Below are 15,894 nucleotides of genomic sequence, written 5' to 3'. Positions count from 1 at the left end.
CGCTGGCCACGAGGTCTCCGGTACTTGGCTCTTCTTGGTCGTTGAACCAACTACCGGAGACCTCTACTTTTCACGATCATCGACACGCCGCAAGCCCCAAAGATCCTTATGAAACACGGCCTAGGCGAGGCCGAACCGGGCGGGCGGTTGCCGCAGACCTGGTACCGCGGCGACGACGAGCTTGCGCGCCCCCTGGACTACGACATCATCAAGGCGGGCTGGGCCTACCAGTACCACCAAGCCGCTCCGCTGTACCCCTTCGGCCACGGGCTCTCCTACACGGAGTTCGCGTCCATGATCTGCGGGTGAACCTGCGCGGCGACATTCGGCTCGCGGCGTTCCGCTTCGGCTCAACCGCCTGAGATGAGCAACTTGCCCCGGTCCCGGTTATGAAGCGGTACGCGGCGGGTCGGCGGACGCAGGCGGAGTTGCCTCGGTCCCGAGGCGGGTGCGGCGTCGATGGCTGGTGTCGCAGAACGGGAACCTGCGGCTGCGCCTGCAGACGCACAACGCCACCAGGAACCGGTCGGACGTGACCACCGAGCCGTCTTCCAGAAGGACCTCGACCGGCCCCTCTACCAGCATGGGCCCGCCGGGCACCATCGTGACCCTGCGCGCCTCAGGCTGCTTGCCGCCCCGTGGCGGATTCGGATTTGTCTGCACGGATGACCACCAGTTCCTCGTCGTTGTGCCCCGGTTGCAGCAGCCCCTGGGCCCTGAGGCTCTCCTCCCTCGCCCGCATGACAGGCCCGAAACGCTCCCGTTGCCTGGCCACCACCCACGCGGTCAACCCCGCCTCGCCAAGCCGGCGCAACGACGCCTCGACATCGCTGAGCGCCGAATGCACCATCAGCAGCGATCCGCCATCCGCCAGGTGCGCGGGTGCCAGCCAGCAGATGCGGTCGAGAATCCGGCGCCCGTCCAGCCCTCCGTCCCAGGCCCGCGCCCTGCCGTGGGCGGGTGGCGGCACGGCATTGCCCGGTACGTAAGGAGGATTCGTCACGATGAGGTCGAACACCTCCCCGGCCAGCGGCGCGAACAGGTCGCCGTGCACCACCCGTACCTCGAGCCCCCGGATCAACGTGTTGAACCTGGCGGCCAGCACCGCGCGCAGCGACCGGTCGACGGCGGTCACCCGGACGCCGTCCCGCTGCGCGGCGACCACGGCCATCACACCGGTCCCGGTGCCCACGTCGAGCACCCTGGCTCCCCGGGGGAGCTGGATCAGCCGGAACGCGGCGGCCAACAGCGTTGTATCGCCCTGTGGCCGGTAAACGCCTGGCGGTCTCAGCAGGAACATCGCCACCACCTACCGTAAATCGGATACCGGAAACAGCAGCGAACTGCGGCCGGACTGCCAGCGGCCCAGCACCAGCTCGCCGAACCGCCCCTCCAGCCAGTCCGTCGCCTGCACGCCGAAGACCACGTCAGCTGCCAGCCCGGGCTCCCGACGCAGCAGGTCACCGATGACGTCACGGCGCAGCACCTGCTCGTGGACGGCGTCGGCCTCGATGTGCTCGGTGAAGAACAGCGGATCGACGCCCAGCCGGGTCAAGCCCTGGGCCATCCGCCTGGCGCTGGGCGCGGTGGTGATCTCGGCCGCCGCGAAGTGCCCGACCAGTGCTCCGCGCAGGCTGCGATGCAGGCCGAAGAGCGACATCATGTTCACGACGGCCAGCATCTCGGCGGGCGCCACCTCCAGGTAGGCCCCGTAGGAGGAGTCGAGTCCGAGCTCGTCCATCAGGTCGGCGAACAACTGGGCGTGCATGCGCTCGGCCCGCCCGCCGCCGAACTCGTCGAACTCCACCGCCACCAGCGAGGCCTTCGCCCTGCCCTGCAGCCGGGGAATGGCCCAGGCGTGCGGGTCGGCCTCCTTGAGGTGGTAGATCGACCGGTGGACGATGTACTCCCGCACCTGCCACAACTCGCCGTCGTCGCACAGATGGTGCGAAACCCCCCGCGCGTCGATCGGCTCGACCAGCAGCTCCTCCAGCACCGCGATCACGTCGTCGCCCCCGGCGGTCCCGCCCTTGAGCGCCGCCAGGAACAACCTCTCCAGCTCGCCACGCATCCGCAACAGCTCAGGGTCCCACTCCCGCTCGCCGCTGACGCCGGCGAACCCGCGATAGTGCAGCTCGTAGCAGAGATACAACGCGAGCTGCAGGTCGTCCCCGAGCGGGTCGGCCCTGCCCACCCGTGGCGCCGGTTCTCCGCAGGTCAGTGCCGAAATCACCCCTGCCGACAGCGGTCCACGGGCTGGGGGTAGGTTCGGCTCTTTCATGCGCTCTCCCTGTACGTCCGCCGCGGCTGCTCCCACACGGTCTGGCTGCTCAGCATCTCCAGCACCGCCCTCGGCCCTCTCACGGCGGCGCGGCGCTGCCGCTCGGCGCCCGTGCCCATCCGCCGTACCCGGGCCACCAGATCCTCGACCTCGGCCAGGTCGCCGCTGTCGGCCAGGGCGCCGCTCACGTGCCCGACCAGCCGGTCAAGCAGCCGTACGGCGGGCACGGCGCGCCCCTCGAACACGTCGACCCCCGGCCCGTCCAACCCGTGGCGCGCCGCGTTCCACACCGCCGCGGCGCACACCTGCTCGTGCACCCTCGGCGCCTCCCGCCCCGCCCGCAGAGCGGCCTCGGCCGTGCTGACCAGGCCCCTGGTCAGCGCCGCTTGCAGCACCGCCTCGTCGGTCGTACCAACCGCGTCGGCGGCGCGCACCTCCACGGTCGGCAACCCGACGCCCGGTCTGGCCAGCCAGAACGACATCCCCTGGTCCACCAGTACGCCGCAGTCGACCAGGCGATCCACCTGCCGCTCATATGCGGCGGCCGAGTCGAACCACGGCGGCACCCCCGAACCCGGGAAGCGCGACTGCTGCACCATCCGCCAGCTCGCGTACCCGGTGTCGCGGCCCCCGTCGAACGGCGAGTTGGCCGACAGTGCCAGCAGCGTGGGCAGCCAGGGACGCAGGTGGTTCATCACGGCGACGGCCATCTCACGATCCGCCACGCCGACGTGCACGTGGCACCCGCAGCTCTGGTAGTCGGCGATCACGCCTGCGTACATCTCCCCGATCCGCGTGAACCGCTCCCCCTCCGACAGGGCCGGGGCAGCACCGGCCGGCATCGGCGTACCCACCGAGACCAGCTCCAGCCCCTCGTCGCGAGCGGCGGCCGCCAGCAGAACGCGGGCGCCCTGCAAGTGGCTGCGCAGTTCGGCGAGCGTCGTGCAGGTCCCGGTGGCCGCCTCGACCTGCGTCTGGAACAGCTCCCTGTGCAAGCCGCCGCCCTTACGCCGCCACGGATGCTCACCGGCCGCACTGAGGACCTTCCCCGCCAGCGCGGCAGGCTCCGCGGAGCCCGCGTCCACCAGCAGGAATTCCTCTTCCACACCGACGGTCCTCGCCATCTCACCCCTTCGCAGACAGCGCCACAGGAGATACGCTCGAGACCCCTGAGCTGCGGCGCAGCTGACCCAATCCCCTACCCGGCAGACGCCCGACATGCCTCGATCCACCGGATCCGGCTACGGCGGGGACGTGAGGGCGCGCGCAAGCCGCTTGGCGCCTTCCCGATCCCCCGCATCCTCCGCATTTCGGCAAGATGGACGGAGGTGTGTCAGCGGAGCGCGTTCCCGGCAGGGCCGCTCACCGGGGAGCCTCGTCGGCCACGATCCGCGGGTCGCCTCGATCCCGTCGACCCCCGGCATGCGAACGTCCATGAGCACGACTTCAGGCCGCTCCGCGACCGCCAGCGCGTATCCCGCCAGGCCGTCCGCGGCCTCGCCGACGACGACGATGTCCGGGGCGCGTTCCAGCAGCGCCCGCAGCCCCGCGCGCATCAGCTCCTGATCGTCGACCAGCGCGACCGGATCATCTCGGCGCCTCCAGCGGCAGCGACGCCTCGACGCGGAACCCGGTGCCGGGCCACGAGCTCACCGACAGGTGGCCCGCCCAGCAGCGCGGCGGCGCGGAACGGCACGGCATGAGCCTGTGGACCGTCAACGGCCGGGCGTTCAGTCCCGACCACATCGCGGCCACCCCCAGGCTCGGCACAGTGGAGCGGTGGGCACCCTCGCGGCGAGAACGTCCGATGCCGGTCACTGAGAGGTCGTGAAAGCCTTCGACAGACCCGTCACGTCCAAGACCCTGCGCAACATGCCGTGCACATGGGCCAGCTTCATGCTGCCGCCTGCGGCGACAAGACGGCCCTGCGCCTGAAGCAAGGCCTGCAGCCCGGTGGAGTCGCAGAAATGGAGGCCGGCGGTGTCGACGGTGAGACACGTGCAGCCCTTCTCCAGGGCGGTGTCCACGAGTGGTTGCAGAAGCGGCGAAGAGGGCAGGTCGAGGTCACCGTCCAGAATCAGATCGCCGGCGGGGGCATGGACGACCAGACGCAGGTCCAGTGTGTTCATCGAAAACCCCTCCGTTGATGTGGTCCACGTAACGGAGCAGCCCCTCACGAGTTGCCACACCTCTTGACACACTACGCCCTGGCACTCCTGACCATTCGGTGCGCATCTGCCCGGCCTCGCGGTGGGCGTTCACGTCGTGGCATTTCCTCGGGGCGCGGCGGCGCGGGACCGGTGGCCGTTCAGCGCGGCGCCGCCTGGCCTGTCCTTCCCTTTCCCGCCGGCGGCGGCCGGCACATGCACGATGCAGCCATGCTCGTCACGGGCGTCGGCGTCCGGATCGTCCAGCCAGAGTCCGCCTTCGGCCAGGTAGCGGAAGCAGATGCTGGTGCCCTGCGGCAGAGCGATCACGGCGGTGTGGGCACCGTACTGGCTGCGCCGCATGGGATGGGCGTAGGGATCCCAGTGGTTGAAATCCCCGACCACCGAGATGTGCCCGGGAATGTCGGCAGGCAGCGTGAAGGTGACGTCGACCAGCCCGTCCTCGGTCGGCTCTCCCTGTCTGATCACGGCATTTGCTCCCCTCGTCGAGTGGCGCACCCATGCCCCCATGCCGGGCTCGGCACGATGTCCTGGCGGCAGGGCCCGGGGCACGAGGTGCGTCATCGCACTCATTGCACGTCCACGGCGCCGATACGGCCAATTCACCGCGACGCCGGACGAGCACGTCTTGATCTGTACATGCCGGTCGCTTTACGCACAGAGATGACCGGAAGGTCCGGCAACCACGTGCCGTCGGCGGCTGTTCGCGGACACCGAAGTCAGGGTTGCTCTTGATTCGGGCCGGCCTCGGGCAATGGCGGTCTCCACGATCAGAGATCCCGAGGCGCTCCCCGATCTGCTGACCCCGATGGTGGCCGGGGCGTGGCGCGCTCGGGCAGACGCAGCACGAACCGGGCCCCGCGGGGACTGTCCCGAGCGGTCAGGGTCCCGCCGTGGGCTTGGGCGATCTGCCGGGCGATCGGCAGCCCGAGCCCGGTGCCGCCGGGGTCGCGGGCGCGGGAGGCTTCAAGGCGGGTGAAGCGCTGGAAGATAGCTTCCCGGTGCTCGGGGGCGATCCCTTCGCCGTCGTCCCTCACCTCCAGCGTCACGACGCCGGCTTCCAGCGTCAGGGTGACGGTGACGGCGGAGGTGGCATGCCGTTCGGCGTTGTCCAGCAGGTTGTTCAGCAGCCGGGACAGCTCGATCCGTGAGCCGTCCACCATGACGCCGGGCGTGAGGCGGTGGCGCAGGTCGGTCTTGGCGATGCGGCGCTCCAGGTCGCCGGCGACCAGTTCGGTGAAATCGATCGGCTCGTGGCGACGGGTGACGCCGGCGTCCAGCCGCGCTTCCTGGAGCAGGTCGCAGATGAGGGCCTGCATGCGTTCCACGCTGTCCAGGAGCGCGTCGGCGGTACGTTGCCAGTCGGCCTGGTGCGGGTCGATCAGCGCCTCCTCGATGCGGACACGCATGGCGGTCAGGGGGCTGCGCAGGTCGTGGGAGGCGTCGGAGGCGAAGCGGAGCTGCTGATCCACCGCCATCTGGGCGCGTGCCAAGGCCCGGTTCGCGGTCTCGGCCAGGGTCCGCAGCTCGTCGCGGTATTTCGGCATGGGCACCCGGTGACGTAGATCGCCAGACGTAGTGATGTGGGCCAGGTTGCCGCTGATGGCGTCCACCGGCTGCAGCGTCTTGCCCACGATCCGGTAGCTTCCGGCCGCAGCCACCGCGACCAGCAGCACGCAGCCGACGGCGAGTGGGACGATCAGCTCTGAGTCGACGTACCAGGGGACGTCGGGAACGGCCATGTTCAGCTGCCAGACGCCGTCCTCGCGGTGGAAGGGGTAGGCGAGCACGATCATGCAACGGTCGGGGAAGACCCTTGTGTCGCAGGAGGTGGTGGTGGCGTAGGCGTCGGGATCCGGGCGCAGGTTGGTCATCGGCGGCTTGCCCGCCATGTCGCGGGTGGCCGTGACCATGATGCCGATCGGGTTGAACACCTGGATCGCCTGCCCTGGACCGCTCTCGTGCAGATCGGGGACGCTGTGGCGCATCTGAGCGCCAACGTTCACGGCGCCGGCGAAGAGCTGATCGGTCCGGTAGTCGACAGCCGCCTGCCGTCCCATCACCACGATGAACACCGCCATGGCGGTGCACAGCAGCGCCGTGACGGCGCCGGCCACCACGGCCAGGCGGCACCTGATCGAATAACGATGCCACCAGCTCACTCTGATCACCCCCTCTGATCAGAGACACCGCGATACCCCCTTTGTTCCTTACCGGTTCACGGCAGAGCGACAACCAAAAGGTGGCAAACGTCAGCACCGACGCATGAGACTCCCATCCCATGGCATGGGACACATCGCCCGGCTGACGGTTGATCACCTGGCACGGGTGGGTATGTCATCGGCCTGAGGGCGCGCCTGCCCGCCACGTGAAAACCCCTCGTTTGCCCCTTGGCGTGGGCAACCAGGTCGGAGCGCCGGTAGACCTCAGAGACCTGGTGGGAGCCGCTCAAACGCGACACCCTGCCACGCTGCCGGTTCCTGACATGGGTGGACGCCATCGACCCTGCGCGCGTCGATCCTGCCCGCCGAGAGCCCGGCCGTGAGTTCGGAGACGAAGGCGAATGTGCTGTTCCCTGATACTGCTGTGTCCACCGGTGTGGCCGGTGGGATGTGAGTGCGGCCGACGGTGAGGATGAGGAGCATCGACAGCGCGGTCAGGATGACGACGGCGAGGAACACGCCTACGAGCTCGTGGCGCGTGGTGTGACAGGCGAAGCGTTGCGGCCCCTGTCTGGCGGAGGCGGTGTTCAGCGCGTCCATGCGCGAGGCGAAGGCGCGGTCTTGCTGGCGGAGGTTCTGCTCGATCTCCTTCAGGAGGCGGTGCTCGCGCTCGGCTGAATCCATCGCTCAACACCGCAACAGCGCCGTGGCGCCCTTACGGGCGGACACGGTGCGACAGCATGGAGACGTTGACCGGTTGGTCATGACGTCCTGCCGCTCTCGCCGTCGTCGTCGAGATCTTGCGGTTCCCCGTGTGATGAGTGCGGGTAGTGCAGGTCGAAGGCGGGCCGCTCGGAGCGGATGGGCGGCAGGTACGTGAAGTTGTGCCGAGGCGGCGGACATGACGTCGCCCACTCCAGCGAGTTGCCGTACCCCCACGGGTCGTCCAGGGCGACCCGTGGGGCGTATCGCGCGGTGTGCCAGACGTTGAACAGGAAGGGCAGCGTGGAGACGCCGAGCAGCAGCGCTCCCGCCGAGGAGATCTGGTGCAGGTCGGTGAAGCCGTCGGCGGCACTGTAGTCGGCGTACCGCCTGGGCATGCCCACCACGCCCAGCCAGTGCTGCACCAGGAACGTGGTGTGAAAGCCGATGAACAGGGTCCAGAAATGCCACTTGCCGAGCCGGTCGTTGAGCATCTTGCCGGTCATCTTCGGCCACCAGAAATAGAACCCGGCGAACATGGCGAACACCACGGTGCCGAACACGACGTAATGGAAGTGGGCGACCACGAAATAGGTGTCGGTGACGTGGAAATCCAGTGGAGGTGATCCGAGGATCATCCCGGTCAGGCCTCCGAGCAGGAACGTGATGAGGAATCCGATGGAGAACATCATGGGCGACTCGAACGTCAGAAACCCCCGCCACATGGTGCCGACCCAGTTGAAGAACTTCACCCCGGTCGGCACCGCGATGAGGAACGTCATGAACGAGAAGAACGGCAGCAGGACCTGACCGGTGGGGAACATGTGGTGGGCCCACACGGTCATCGACAGCCCGGCGATGGCGATGGTGGCGCCGACGAGGCCGACGTAGCCGAAAACGGGTTTGCGGCTGAAGACGGGAATGACCTCCGTGATGATGCCGAAGAACGGCAAGGCGATGATGTAGACCTCGGGGTGGCCGAAGAACCAGAACAGGTGCTGCCAGATCAGGGCGCCGCCGTTCTCGCTGTGGAAGACCTGGGTGCCCAGCTTGCGGTCCGACTCCAGCACGAGCAGCGCCGCGGCCAGCACGGGGAACGCCATCAGCACGAGCATGCTGGTCAGCAGGACGTTCCAGGTGAAGATCGGCATCCGGAACATCGTCAGGCCGGGCGCGCGCATGCAGACGATGGTGGTGAAGAAGTTGACCGAGCCGAGGATGGTACCCAGTCCGGACAGCGCCAGCCCCATGATCCACAGGTCGCCGCCGACGCTCGGGCTGAAGGTGGAGTACGACAGCGGCGTGTAGGCGAACCAGCCGAAGTCGGCCGCGCCACCGTCGGAGAAGAAGCCACTGACCGTGATGATCCCACCGAACAGGAACAGCCAGAAGCTGACCGCGTTCAGCCGGGGAAAGGCGACGTCGGGTGCGCCGATCTGCAAGGGCATGATGACGTTGGCGAACCCGGCGAACAGCGGGGTGGCGAACAGCAGCATCATGATCGTGCCGTGCATGGTGAACAGCTGGTTGTACGTTTGCTGACTCACCAGGTCCATGCCGGGCTGGACCAACTCGGCGCGAATGACCAGCGCCATGATCCCGGCCAGCGCGAAGAAAAGGAAAGAGGCGATCAGATACAGGTAACCGATCACCTTGTGATCGGTCGACGACAGCCAGCCGGCTATCACCTCACCAGGGCGGCGCGCACGGACCGGAGCCACAGACGTCAACGGCTCTTCCAAGCGCGATCTATCCATGGCCACGAACTGCCCCCCGCCGATCCGACCGATGTGATGTGCACGCCGGCGGGGAGAAGGCCTGTCACAGCAGTGCCCGGCAGCCACTGTTGTACCCGGACCTACCCTTGTCCTTTGGCTCCATGCCGACCGCCTGCGCGTGACTTCGGGGATCGCTCGGTCTTGGCGTGGTTCGAATGATCGCCACCCCATGCCCCCGGCTCAGCTGCCGCCTCGCGCCGAGCCGGCAGCGGTCGGCCCCTTCTGGGCTGGTGGCGCCAGGCAGGCGATCGACTGGCTGGGCAAGTGCGGCCCATGGATCATTCACGGGCGCCGATCCGGCGAGCCTACGCCGAGGGCCATGCTCCGGCGCTCGGCCGCGGGGGTATGGCCGCGCGGTTGGGTGAACTCGTAGCGTTCCTCGCTGCGGTCGTCGACGACGGCGTCACCAGGGTCCGCTAGGACGCCTCCGCCGACTTCATCAGTTTGGCGTAGGCGAGCTGCAGCCAGTCGGAGATCGCCACCGCGGTCATGGTCGCGCCCACGAGCCTGGTGGCCTTGGGCGCGAGCACCAGTCCGGCGGCGTACCCGGTGGCCACCCACTGGGAAAGGCAGAACGGGCAGGCGATCAGCTCGCCCACGGCGCCGCGCGGCGCCTCCTGCACCTCCGAAGGCCCGCTCTCACCCTCGTACCGGGTGAAGGGCGCGCGGATGGGACTGGTGACGGGGTCCTTGGCAAGCAGCCGTGACACTTTGTGCGTGCAGGCCGCCATGAGCAGCAGGTCCATCACGCCGACGCGGTCGGGAACGCGCCGTCCGGCCAGCGCGGCGACGGCGGCGGCCAGGGCGACCGTGCCGCCGTACGCGCCGAGGATGCCGGCGTACTTGCCGAGCGGCCGGTCGTGATCGCCTTCGTAGGTGCGTTCGGTCTCATCCAAAATTCCCGTCATGGGGTTTGCCGCTACCCCCCAAGGGGGCGGGATCACCCACATGCCACGTCCACTTGACGCTCGGTTGGTAGGCCGATCACATCAGCAGTCACGGCCACGCGGTGACTGGCGCCATCCTTGACACGCTCGAGCGCATCAGCTCCGCGCCGGAGGATCGGCTGGTCGAGGCGTATGACGAGGGCCGGCTGGTGGGTCCGATCTTCGGGATGTCCGGCCTGCTGATCAGCGATGAGCTGCTGGACCGGGCCGAGCCGCTCAAGGCGTCGGCGGTGACCGTTCCGGTGCTCGCCGTACTGACCTACACAAACTGCCCGGCGGCACACCCCTTGACCCAGACTTACACAAGAACCCATGATAAGTGGCCATGCGACGTCGAGCCATCCTCTTACTCTGCGTTACTCTCCTGCTCGCACCCTTCGCCCCGGCCGCCATGGCCGGTTCGTACGCTGCACAGCTATGGGTCGAGAGCCCGCAGAAGACCGTCTATCGCACGACGACGGCCCCGCAGAGTCCCACCACCTCCATCAACCTCGTAGCCGCCCGCGGTGAGTATGAGAGCGCGCAGATCGCCGTGCGCGCGAAAGAACGGCTGCGCATCAAGCGCGTCCGATTCGGCAATCTGACCGCGGGCGGCAGGCGGCCGATCGCGGGGGCCAACCTGAGCTACCGCTTCGTCGCCTACAAGGACGACAGCAAGGTCGCGGCGAACCCGTTCTTCCCCGACCGCGAGGGCGACCTGCTCTATCCCGAGTCGGCCATGCCGGACCCGCTGTCCAACGACCGGGCGACCTGGGTCGAGGCCGGCCAGACCCAGCCCGTCTTCGTGACCGGCTTCGTGCCACGTGGCACGAAGGCGGGCACCTACCGCGGAACGGCGACGGTCGAGACGACTCTCGGCGACTACTCGGTCCCGATCCAGTTCAGCGTGCACGACGTCGAGGTCCCCGCGATCGACAAGTCACCGTTCACCAACTACCAGTGGACGATGACGAACGGTTTCACCTGGGACGGCTTCAGCTGGAACGGTCAAGCGAGCCAGGCCTACGACGTCGGCAAGTATTACTACGGCGTCGACACCTACAGCGACGCGTGGTTCCGCCTCATGGACGAGTTCGCGAGCAAGCTCGCCGAATATCGCACCAACATGGTCTGGCTCCGCACCGACCTGTTCCTGCAGTCCACCGGCACGGAGCTGTCGGAGTTCGTCAAGGGGATTCCCGGCGACATCGACTGGACGAACTTCGACCGCTACGTCGAGACGTTCAAGCGGCACGGGATCACCAACTTCGCCAACCAGCATCTCATTCACGCGCTGAACAAGATGCCGGACAACGAGAAGCCCGACGACAGCTGGAACACCAAACTGCCGGACAGCCTGCCGGCCACGGACGCCTTCCTGACGAACTATCTGACGGCGCTGCACCAGCACCTGAAAAGCAAGGGCTGGACCAAGGGCCTGACGTGGTACCAGCACATTCGTGACGAGCCCATCGCCGCCGACCAGCGCAATCTCTGGACCTACGTCGCGCGCAAGATCAAGGAGATCAACGCCGAGATCGGCTCCGAGTTCCGGACCATGGACGCCGACCCGGACGGCATCCTGCTCGACGACAAGACCAAGCCCTATGTCGACACCTGGGTCCCGATGACGCCGGCGTTCGAGCGCAAGAAGGCCGGCTACAAGGCACAGCAGGCCGCGGGTCAGGAGCTGTGGGTCTACACGTGCGAGGTCAACACTCCCCCGTGGCTCAACCGGTTCTGGACGCAGCCGACGATGACCGGCCGCATGCTGTACTGGGACCTTGAGCGCGAGGGCGTGACGGGTCATCTGCACTGGGCGTGGAACGCGTGGTACGTGGGCCCCTGGAAGGGCGACTCCTACATCGTCTATCCCGACAAGGCCAATTTGACGGTGAAGAGCAGCCTGCGTCTTGAGGCGCAGCGCGACGGTCTTGAGGACTACGAGCTGCTCCACATCCTGAAGAAGCGCAATCCGTCCTTGGCGCAGCGGATCGTCGACAGCGCGATCAGTCCGGAGGACCCGCGCCGTTACACCCTCGACCCGGCCTATCTCGACGCTCTGCACGGCTACATCGTGCGGGCGGCCGCGGGCGAGCCTGTGGGCGCGATTCCCGAGCCGACCAGCCCGTATGAGGGGCAGGACATCCCGCGCACCTTCCTGCTCGACAGCACCGATGACGGCATCACCTATTCCGCGGGATGGGCGCCGCGACAGCGGCAGTCCGCCTACCTCGGCAGCGTCCACATCAGCAAGACCGCCGGTGACAAGGCGACCTACGAGTTCGACGGCACCGGTATCGACGCGTTCTTCGAGAAGAACACGACAACAGGAAAGGTGTCCGTGTCGGTCGACGGCGGGCCGGCGACAGTGATCGATCTCTACGAGGCGGTCCAGTACGACCGCTTCACCGCGTATCGAAAGACCGGGTTGAGACCGGGCAAGCACGAAATCCAGATCACCAACCTCGAGAACAAAGAGGTGCGGTTCGACGGATTCCGCGTACAGCTCGCGCCTGGGCAGCAGCACTTCGACGCGACGTTGAAGGACCTCAAGCTCACCAACGTCTCGGAATTCACCTTCGAGGGGCATCGCGGTGACTACGCGCTGCTCGTCGACCGGGGAAAGAACACCGTCGGCCTGACCCCGACGCTGACCGACGCCGGCGGCACGATCACCGTCGGCGGCAGGCCCGTCGCCAATGGCGCGACCGTCGACGTCGAGGTGGCGGACGGCAAGAACAAGATCGACATCCGCGCGCTGGCGAGCGACGGCAAGACCGCGAAGACCTATGAGCTCACGCTTGTGAAGGGCGCGGTGAACACGGCGGACGCCAACATCGCCCGGAGCCGTTCGGCGGTGTCGGCTTCGGCGGCCCGTGATGGCGACGGCGGCGTTCAATATGGCCCGCAGAAGATGGTCGACGGCGAATACGGCACGATGTTCGCCGCCAAGCAGGGCTACACCGACGCGAACCCGTTCCCGCACGAGATCGTGCTGGACTGGAACGAGCCGAAGGCGTTCAACACGCTCGTGGTCGCGACCCGTGGCGGCATTCCGCAGGGCCTGACCGACGTCGACGTCGAGGTCTCGGCCGACGGCACCGGCTGGACGACCGCCGCGCAGGGCGTTTCGTTCCGGTGGACGCATGACGATGACGACGGGGTCATGGAGTATTCGGTCGCCGATCTTCCCGACCTGCAAGGCGTCAAGAGGCTGCGCCTGAGGATCAACGACGCGAACTACACCCGCTGGAGCATGTACGCCGTCTACGAGCTGGAGCTCTACAACCTGCCGGCTCGGCGTACGGCGACGAGCGGCCAGACCGGGTAGCCACCGGCTCGGCGCCCGTCGCCTCCCTCAGGCGACGGGCGCCGAGCGTCAAGAGGACGGCTTCGGGAGGGGAGCGTCGAAGTCGTAGAGACGGGCGTCGACGTGATCGAGCGCGCGCCGCACCGCCCCCAGGACCACGGCCTGCTCCCCCAGATCGGAGATCGTCACCACGGGAGGTTCGAGGCAGAACGGGTCCAGGTGCCGGCGCACCGGCGCGAGCAGCACGTCGCCCGCGCGGGAGACGCCACCTCCGATGACCACCAGCTCGGGATCCACGGTCAGCACCAGCGCGGCGATGCCTTCGGCCAGGTCGCGCGCGTACTGATCGACCGCCCACTGCGCGGCCGGGTCGCCGGACCGGGCCGCGGCGAAGACCTGGGCGGCGGCGTCCCGTGGCGCAGTGCCGGGCGGCAGCCCCTGGAAGCCGGTCAGATGGACGGGCGCTCGGTGCCAGCCGACCAGGGGCAGCGCGCCGATCTCGCCCGCGCCGCCCCTGGCTCCTTTGAGCAGCTCGCCGCCGACCACGATGCCCGCGCCCGTACGCACGCCGGACAGCACGAACACCACGTCGTCGACGCTGCAGGCCTGGCCACGCCACCGCTCGGCGAGCGCGGCCAGGTTGCAGTCGTTCTCGACCAGCACGGGGCACTCGAAGCTCGTACGCAGTTCGCCCGCCAGATCGAGGCCGGTCCACTCAGGAAGGGCGACCGACAGCTTCACCACGCCCTCGGCGGTCACCACGCCGGTGGTGCCCACGCAGACGGCGGCGATGCGCTCGGCGCTCAGCCCGGCAGCCTCCAGCGCGCCCGCGATCGCCGTCCTGAGGCAGGCCAGCCGCTCGGCCCGGCCGGCGGTGGCGGCGATCTGCTCGTCGTGCGCGGCCACGACCGTGCCCTCCAGGTCGGCGACGCCGGCCCGGATGGTGTAGGAGCCGATGTCGACCCCGAGCACGTGGCCGCCGGTCGCGTGGAAGCCGAACAACCTGGCCGGCCGCCCCATCTGGCCGCTCTCCGGCGGCAGTTCCCTGAGCCAGCCGGCCGCCAGCAGCTCCTCGACCAGGCCCTCGACGGTCGGCCTGGAGAGCGCGGCCTCCTTGGCGAGGTCGGTCAGTCCGAGCGGCCCCCGCGACCGGACCGTGCGGAGCGTCGTCACCAGATTGATCCGGCGAAGCCGGGAGGTGTCGCCGCCGCGGATTGTCACGCTTGCCCCCTTGACAGATGCTAGGCCACAGAAATAAAAACATCCTTCATTAGTATGTACTGAACTATAGGGGATGCGGATGGTCACTCTTGCCGTCATCGGAGCGGGCCTGCGCGGCGCCGGTTACGCCAGGCTGGCGCGCGAAGGCGGGTGGGCCGAGGTCGTGGCCGTCGCCGAGCCCGACCCGGCCCGGCGGGCGGAGTTCGCGGCCGAGCACGCCATCCCGGCCGAGCGCGCCTTCGCCGACTGGCGGGATCTGCTGGCCGGCGAGCGGCTGGCCGACGCGGTGATCGTGGCCACGCAGGACCGCCTGCACCTCCAGCCCGCCGTACGCGCGGCCGACCTGGGCTACCACATCCTGCTGGAGAAGCCGATGGCGCCGACGGAGGAGGACGCGGCAGCCATCGCCGAGGCCGCCGACCGCAACGGCGTGATCCTTGCGGTCTGCCATGTGCTGCGGTACGCGCCCTACACCACCCGGCTCAAGCAGCTCCTGGACGAGGGCAGGATCGGCCGGATCATGAACATCCAGCACTTGGAGCAGGTCGGCTGGTGGCACCAGGCACACTCCTTCGTGCGGGGGAACTGGCGGAACGAGGCGGAGTCGGCCCCGATGCTACTCGCCAAGGCCTGCCATGATCTCGATTGGATCGTGCACATCAAGGGCGAGTTGCCAGAGCGGGTTTCCTCGTTCGGCAACCTCGTCCACTTCACCAAGCAGAACCAGCCCGCCCGGGCCGCCGACCGATGCCTGGACTGCTCGATAGAGCCCACCTGCCCCTACTCGGCCCCGCGGTTGTACATGGAGGGCCTCGCCGATCCGGCCCGGCACGTCTGGCCGCTGGGCGCGATCACCCGCGACTTCACGGAGGAGGGCGTGCTCACGGCCCTGCGCGAGGGCCCGTACGGCAGATGCGTCTACGCCTGCGACAACGACGTGGTCGACAGCCAGGTGGTGATCATGGAGTTCGCCGACGGGACGAGCGCCACCTGCACCGTGACCGCGTTCGGCGCGCTCGAGCACAGGAAGACCAGGATCTTCGGCACGCACGGCTCGATCGAGTGCGACGGCGAGACGCTGCGCGTCCACGACTTCCTCACCGACGAGGTGTCGGTGATCGACGCCCTCGCCGGAGCGGACGCCTCGGCCGCCTCCGGGCACGGAGGGGGCGACGGGGCGCTGATGGAGGCGTTCCTCACCGCCGTCCGCGACAACAATCCGGCCCTGGTCTCGACCGACGCGCAAGCCAGCCTCGCCACGCACCGGGTGGTCTGGGCCGCGGAACAGGCCAGGCACACCCGTACCGTCGTCTCGATAGAAAAGGCCCCCCACCATGCGTAAA

General features: G+C 68.3%; 15 protein-coding genes and 1 pseudogene. 3 read left to right on the top strand and 13 right to left on the bottom strand.

The window, feature by feature from the left end; translation table 11 throughout:
• Positions 1-108: 108 nt before the first annotated feature.
• Positions 109-309, top strand: coding sequence for a glycoside hydrolase family 3 C-terminal domain-containing protein (locus tag ACFKCF_RS35790; protein ID WP_394499715.1), 201 nt, complete (start codon positions 109-111; stop codon positions 307-309).
• Positions 310-387: 78 nt separating this feature from the next.
• Here the strand turns inward: ACFKCF_RS35790 and ACFKCF_RS35785 are convergent, their stop codons facing one another.
• The 12 genes and pseudogenes from ACFKCF_RS35785 to ACFKCF_RS35730 all read right to left on the bottom strand — a co-directional run bounded on the left by ACFKCF_RS35785 (position 388) and on the right by ACFKCF_RS35730 (position 9,987).
• Positions 388-585 (bottom strand): CDGSH iron-sulfur domain-containing protein, encoded by a 198-nt coding sequence (locus ACFKCF_RS35785; protein ID WP_394499714.1) that lies wholly within the window; start codon positions 583-585, stop codon positions 388-390.
• A gap of 34 nt (positions 586-619) precedes the next feature.
• Complete coding sequence (locus ACFKCF_RS35780; protein ID WP_394499713.1) at positions 620-1,300, bottom strand: HemK2/MTQ2 family protein methyltransferase; 681 nt, start codon at positions 1,298-1,300, stop codon at positions 620-622.
• A gap of 9 nt (positions 1,301-1,309) precedes the next feature.
• Positions 1,310-2,194 (bottom strand): iron-containing redox enzyme family protein, encoded by an 885-nt coding sequence (locus tag ACFKCF_RS35775; RefSeq protein ID WP_394499712.1) that lies wholly within the window; start codon positions 2,192-2,194, stop codon positions 1,310-1,312.
• Positions 2,195-2,277: 83 nt separating this feature from the next.
• Positions 2,278-3,405, bottom strand: coding sequence for a glutamate--cysteine ligase (locus tag ACFKCF_RS35770; RefSeq protein ID WP_394499711.1), 1,128 nt, complete (start codon positions 3,403-3,405; stop codon positions 2,278-2,280).
• A gap of 270 nt (positions 3,406-3,675) precedes the next feature.
• Positions 3,676-3,858 (bottom strand): annotated as a pseudogene (locus ACFKCF_RS35765) (response regulator transcription factor); the annotation flags it as partial.
• A 10-nt stretch (positions 3,859-3,868) separates the two neighbouring features.
• Entirely contained in the window at positions 3,869-4,027 is a 159-nt protein-coding gene (locus ACFKCF_RS35760; protein ID WP_394499710.1) for a hypothetical protein, read from the bottom strand.
• A gap of 68 nt (positions 4,028-4,095) precedes the next feature.
• The gene (locus ACFKCF_RS35755; protein ID WP_394499709.1) at positions 4,096-4,410 is read right to left on the bottom strand and encodes an STAS domain-containing protein; all 315 of its coding nucleotides are present in this window, start codon (positions 4,408-4,410) and stop codon (positions 4,096-4,098) included.
• A gap of 129 nt (positions 4,411-4,539) precedes the next feature.
• Positions 4,540-5,013 (bottom strand): isoamylase early set domain-containing protein, encoded by a 474-nt coding sequence (locus ACFKCF_RS35750; protein WP_394499708.1) that lies wholly within the window; start codon positions 5,011-5,013, stop codon positions 4,540-4,542.
• Positions 5,014-5,219: 206 nt separating this feature from the next.
• Positions 5,220-6,611: a sensor histidine kinase gene (locus tag ACFKCF_RS35745; RefSeq protein WP_394499707.1), complete on the bottom strand. Its 1,392-nt coding sequence runs from the start codon at positions 6,609-6,611 to the stop codon at positions 5,220-5,222.
• A 264-nt stretch (positions 6,612-6,875) separates the two neighbouring features.
• Positions 6,876-7,295 (bottom strand): DUF3040 domain-containing protein, encoded by a 420-nt coding sequence (locus ACFKCF_RS35740; protein ID WP_394499706.1) that lies wholly within the window; start codon positions 7,293-7,295, stop codon positions 6,876-6,878.
• 77 nt (positions 7,296-7,372) lie between these two features.
• Positions 7,373-9,070 carry a cytochrome c oxidase subunit I gene (gene ctaD, locus ACFKCF_RS35735; protein WP_394499705.1) on the bottom strand — a complete coding sequence of 566 codons (1,698 nt, stop codon included), beginning with the start codon at positions 9,068-9,070 and terminating at the stop codon, positions 7,373-7,375.
• Between the two features lie 437 nt (positions 9,071-9,507).
• On the bottom strand, positions 9,508-9,987 hold the full coding sequence (locus ACFKCF_RS35730) for a DUF1360 domain-containing protein (RefSeq protein WP_394499704.1): 480 nt from the start codon (positions 9,985-9,987) through the stop codon (positions 9,508-9,510).
• A 376-nt stretch (positions 9,988-10,363) separates the two neighbouring features.
• Between ACFKCF_RS35730 and ACFKCF_RS35725 the strand changes: the two genes are divergently transcribed.
• Complete coding sequence (locus tag ACFKCF_RS35725; protein ID WP_394499703.1) at positions 10,364-13,351, top strand: glycoside hydrolase domain-containing protein; 2,988 nt, start codon at positions 10,364-10,366, stop codon at positions 13,349-13,351.
• A 48-nt stretch (positions 13,352-13,399) separates the two neighbouring features.
• Here the strand turns inward: ACFKCF_RS35725 and ACFKCF_RS35720 are convergent, their stop codons facing one another.
• Entirely contained in the window at positions 13,400-14,551 is a 1,152-nt protein-coding gene (locus tag ACFKCF_RS35720; RefSeq protein WP_394499702.1) for an ROK family protein, read from the bottom strand.
• Between the two features lie 79 nt (positions 14,552-14,630).
• Here ACFKCF_RS35720 and ACFKCF_RS35715 point away from each other — a divergent pair, with 79 nt between their 5' ends.
• Positions 14,631-15,893 (top strand): Gfo/Idh/MocA family protein, encoded by a 1,263-nt coding sequence (locus tag ACFKCF_RS35715; protein ID WP_394499701.1) that lies wholly within the window; start codon positions 14,631-14,633, stop codon positions 15,891-15,893.
• Position 15,894 lies beyond the last annotated feature (1 nt).

It is taken from the genome of Nonomuraea sp. JJY05 (assembly GCF_043496855.1).
Taxonomy (GTDB): domain Bacteria; phylum Actinomycetota; class Actinomycetes; order Streptosporangiales; family Streptosporangiaceae; genus Nonomuraea.
This window is presented reverse-complemented; position numbering and strand designations above follow the sequence as displayed.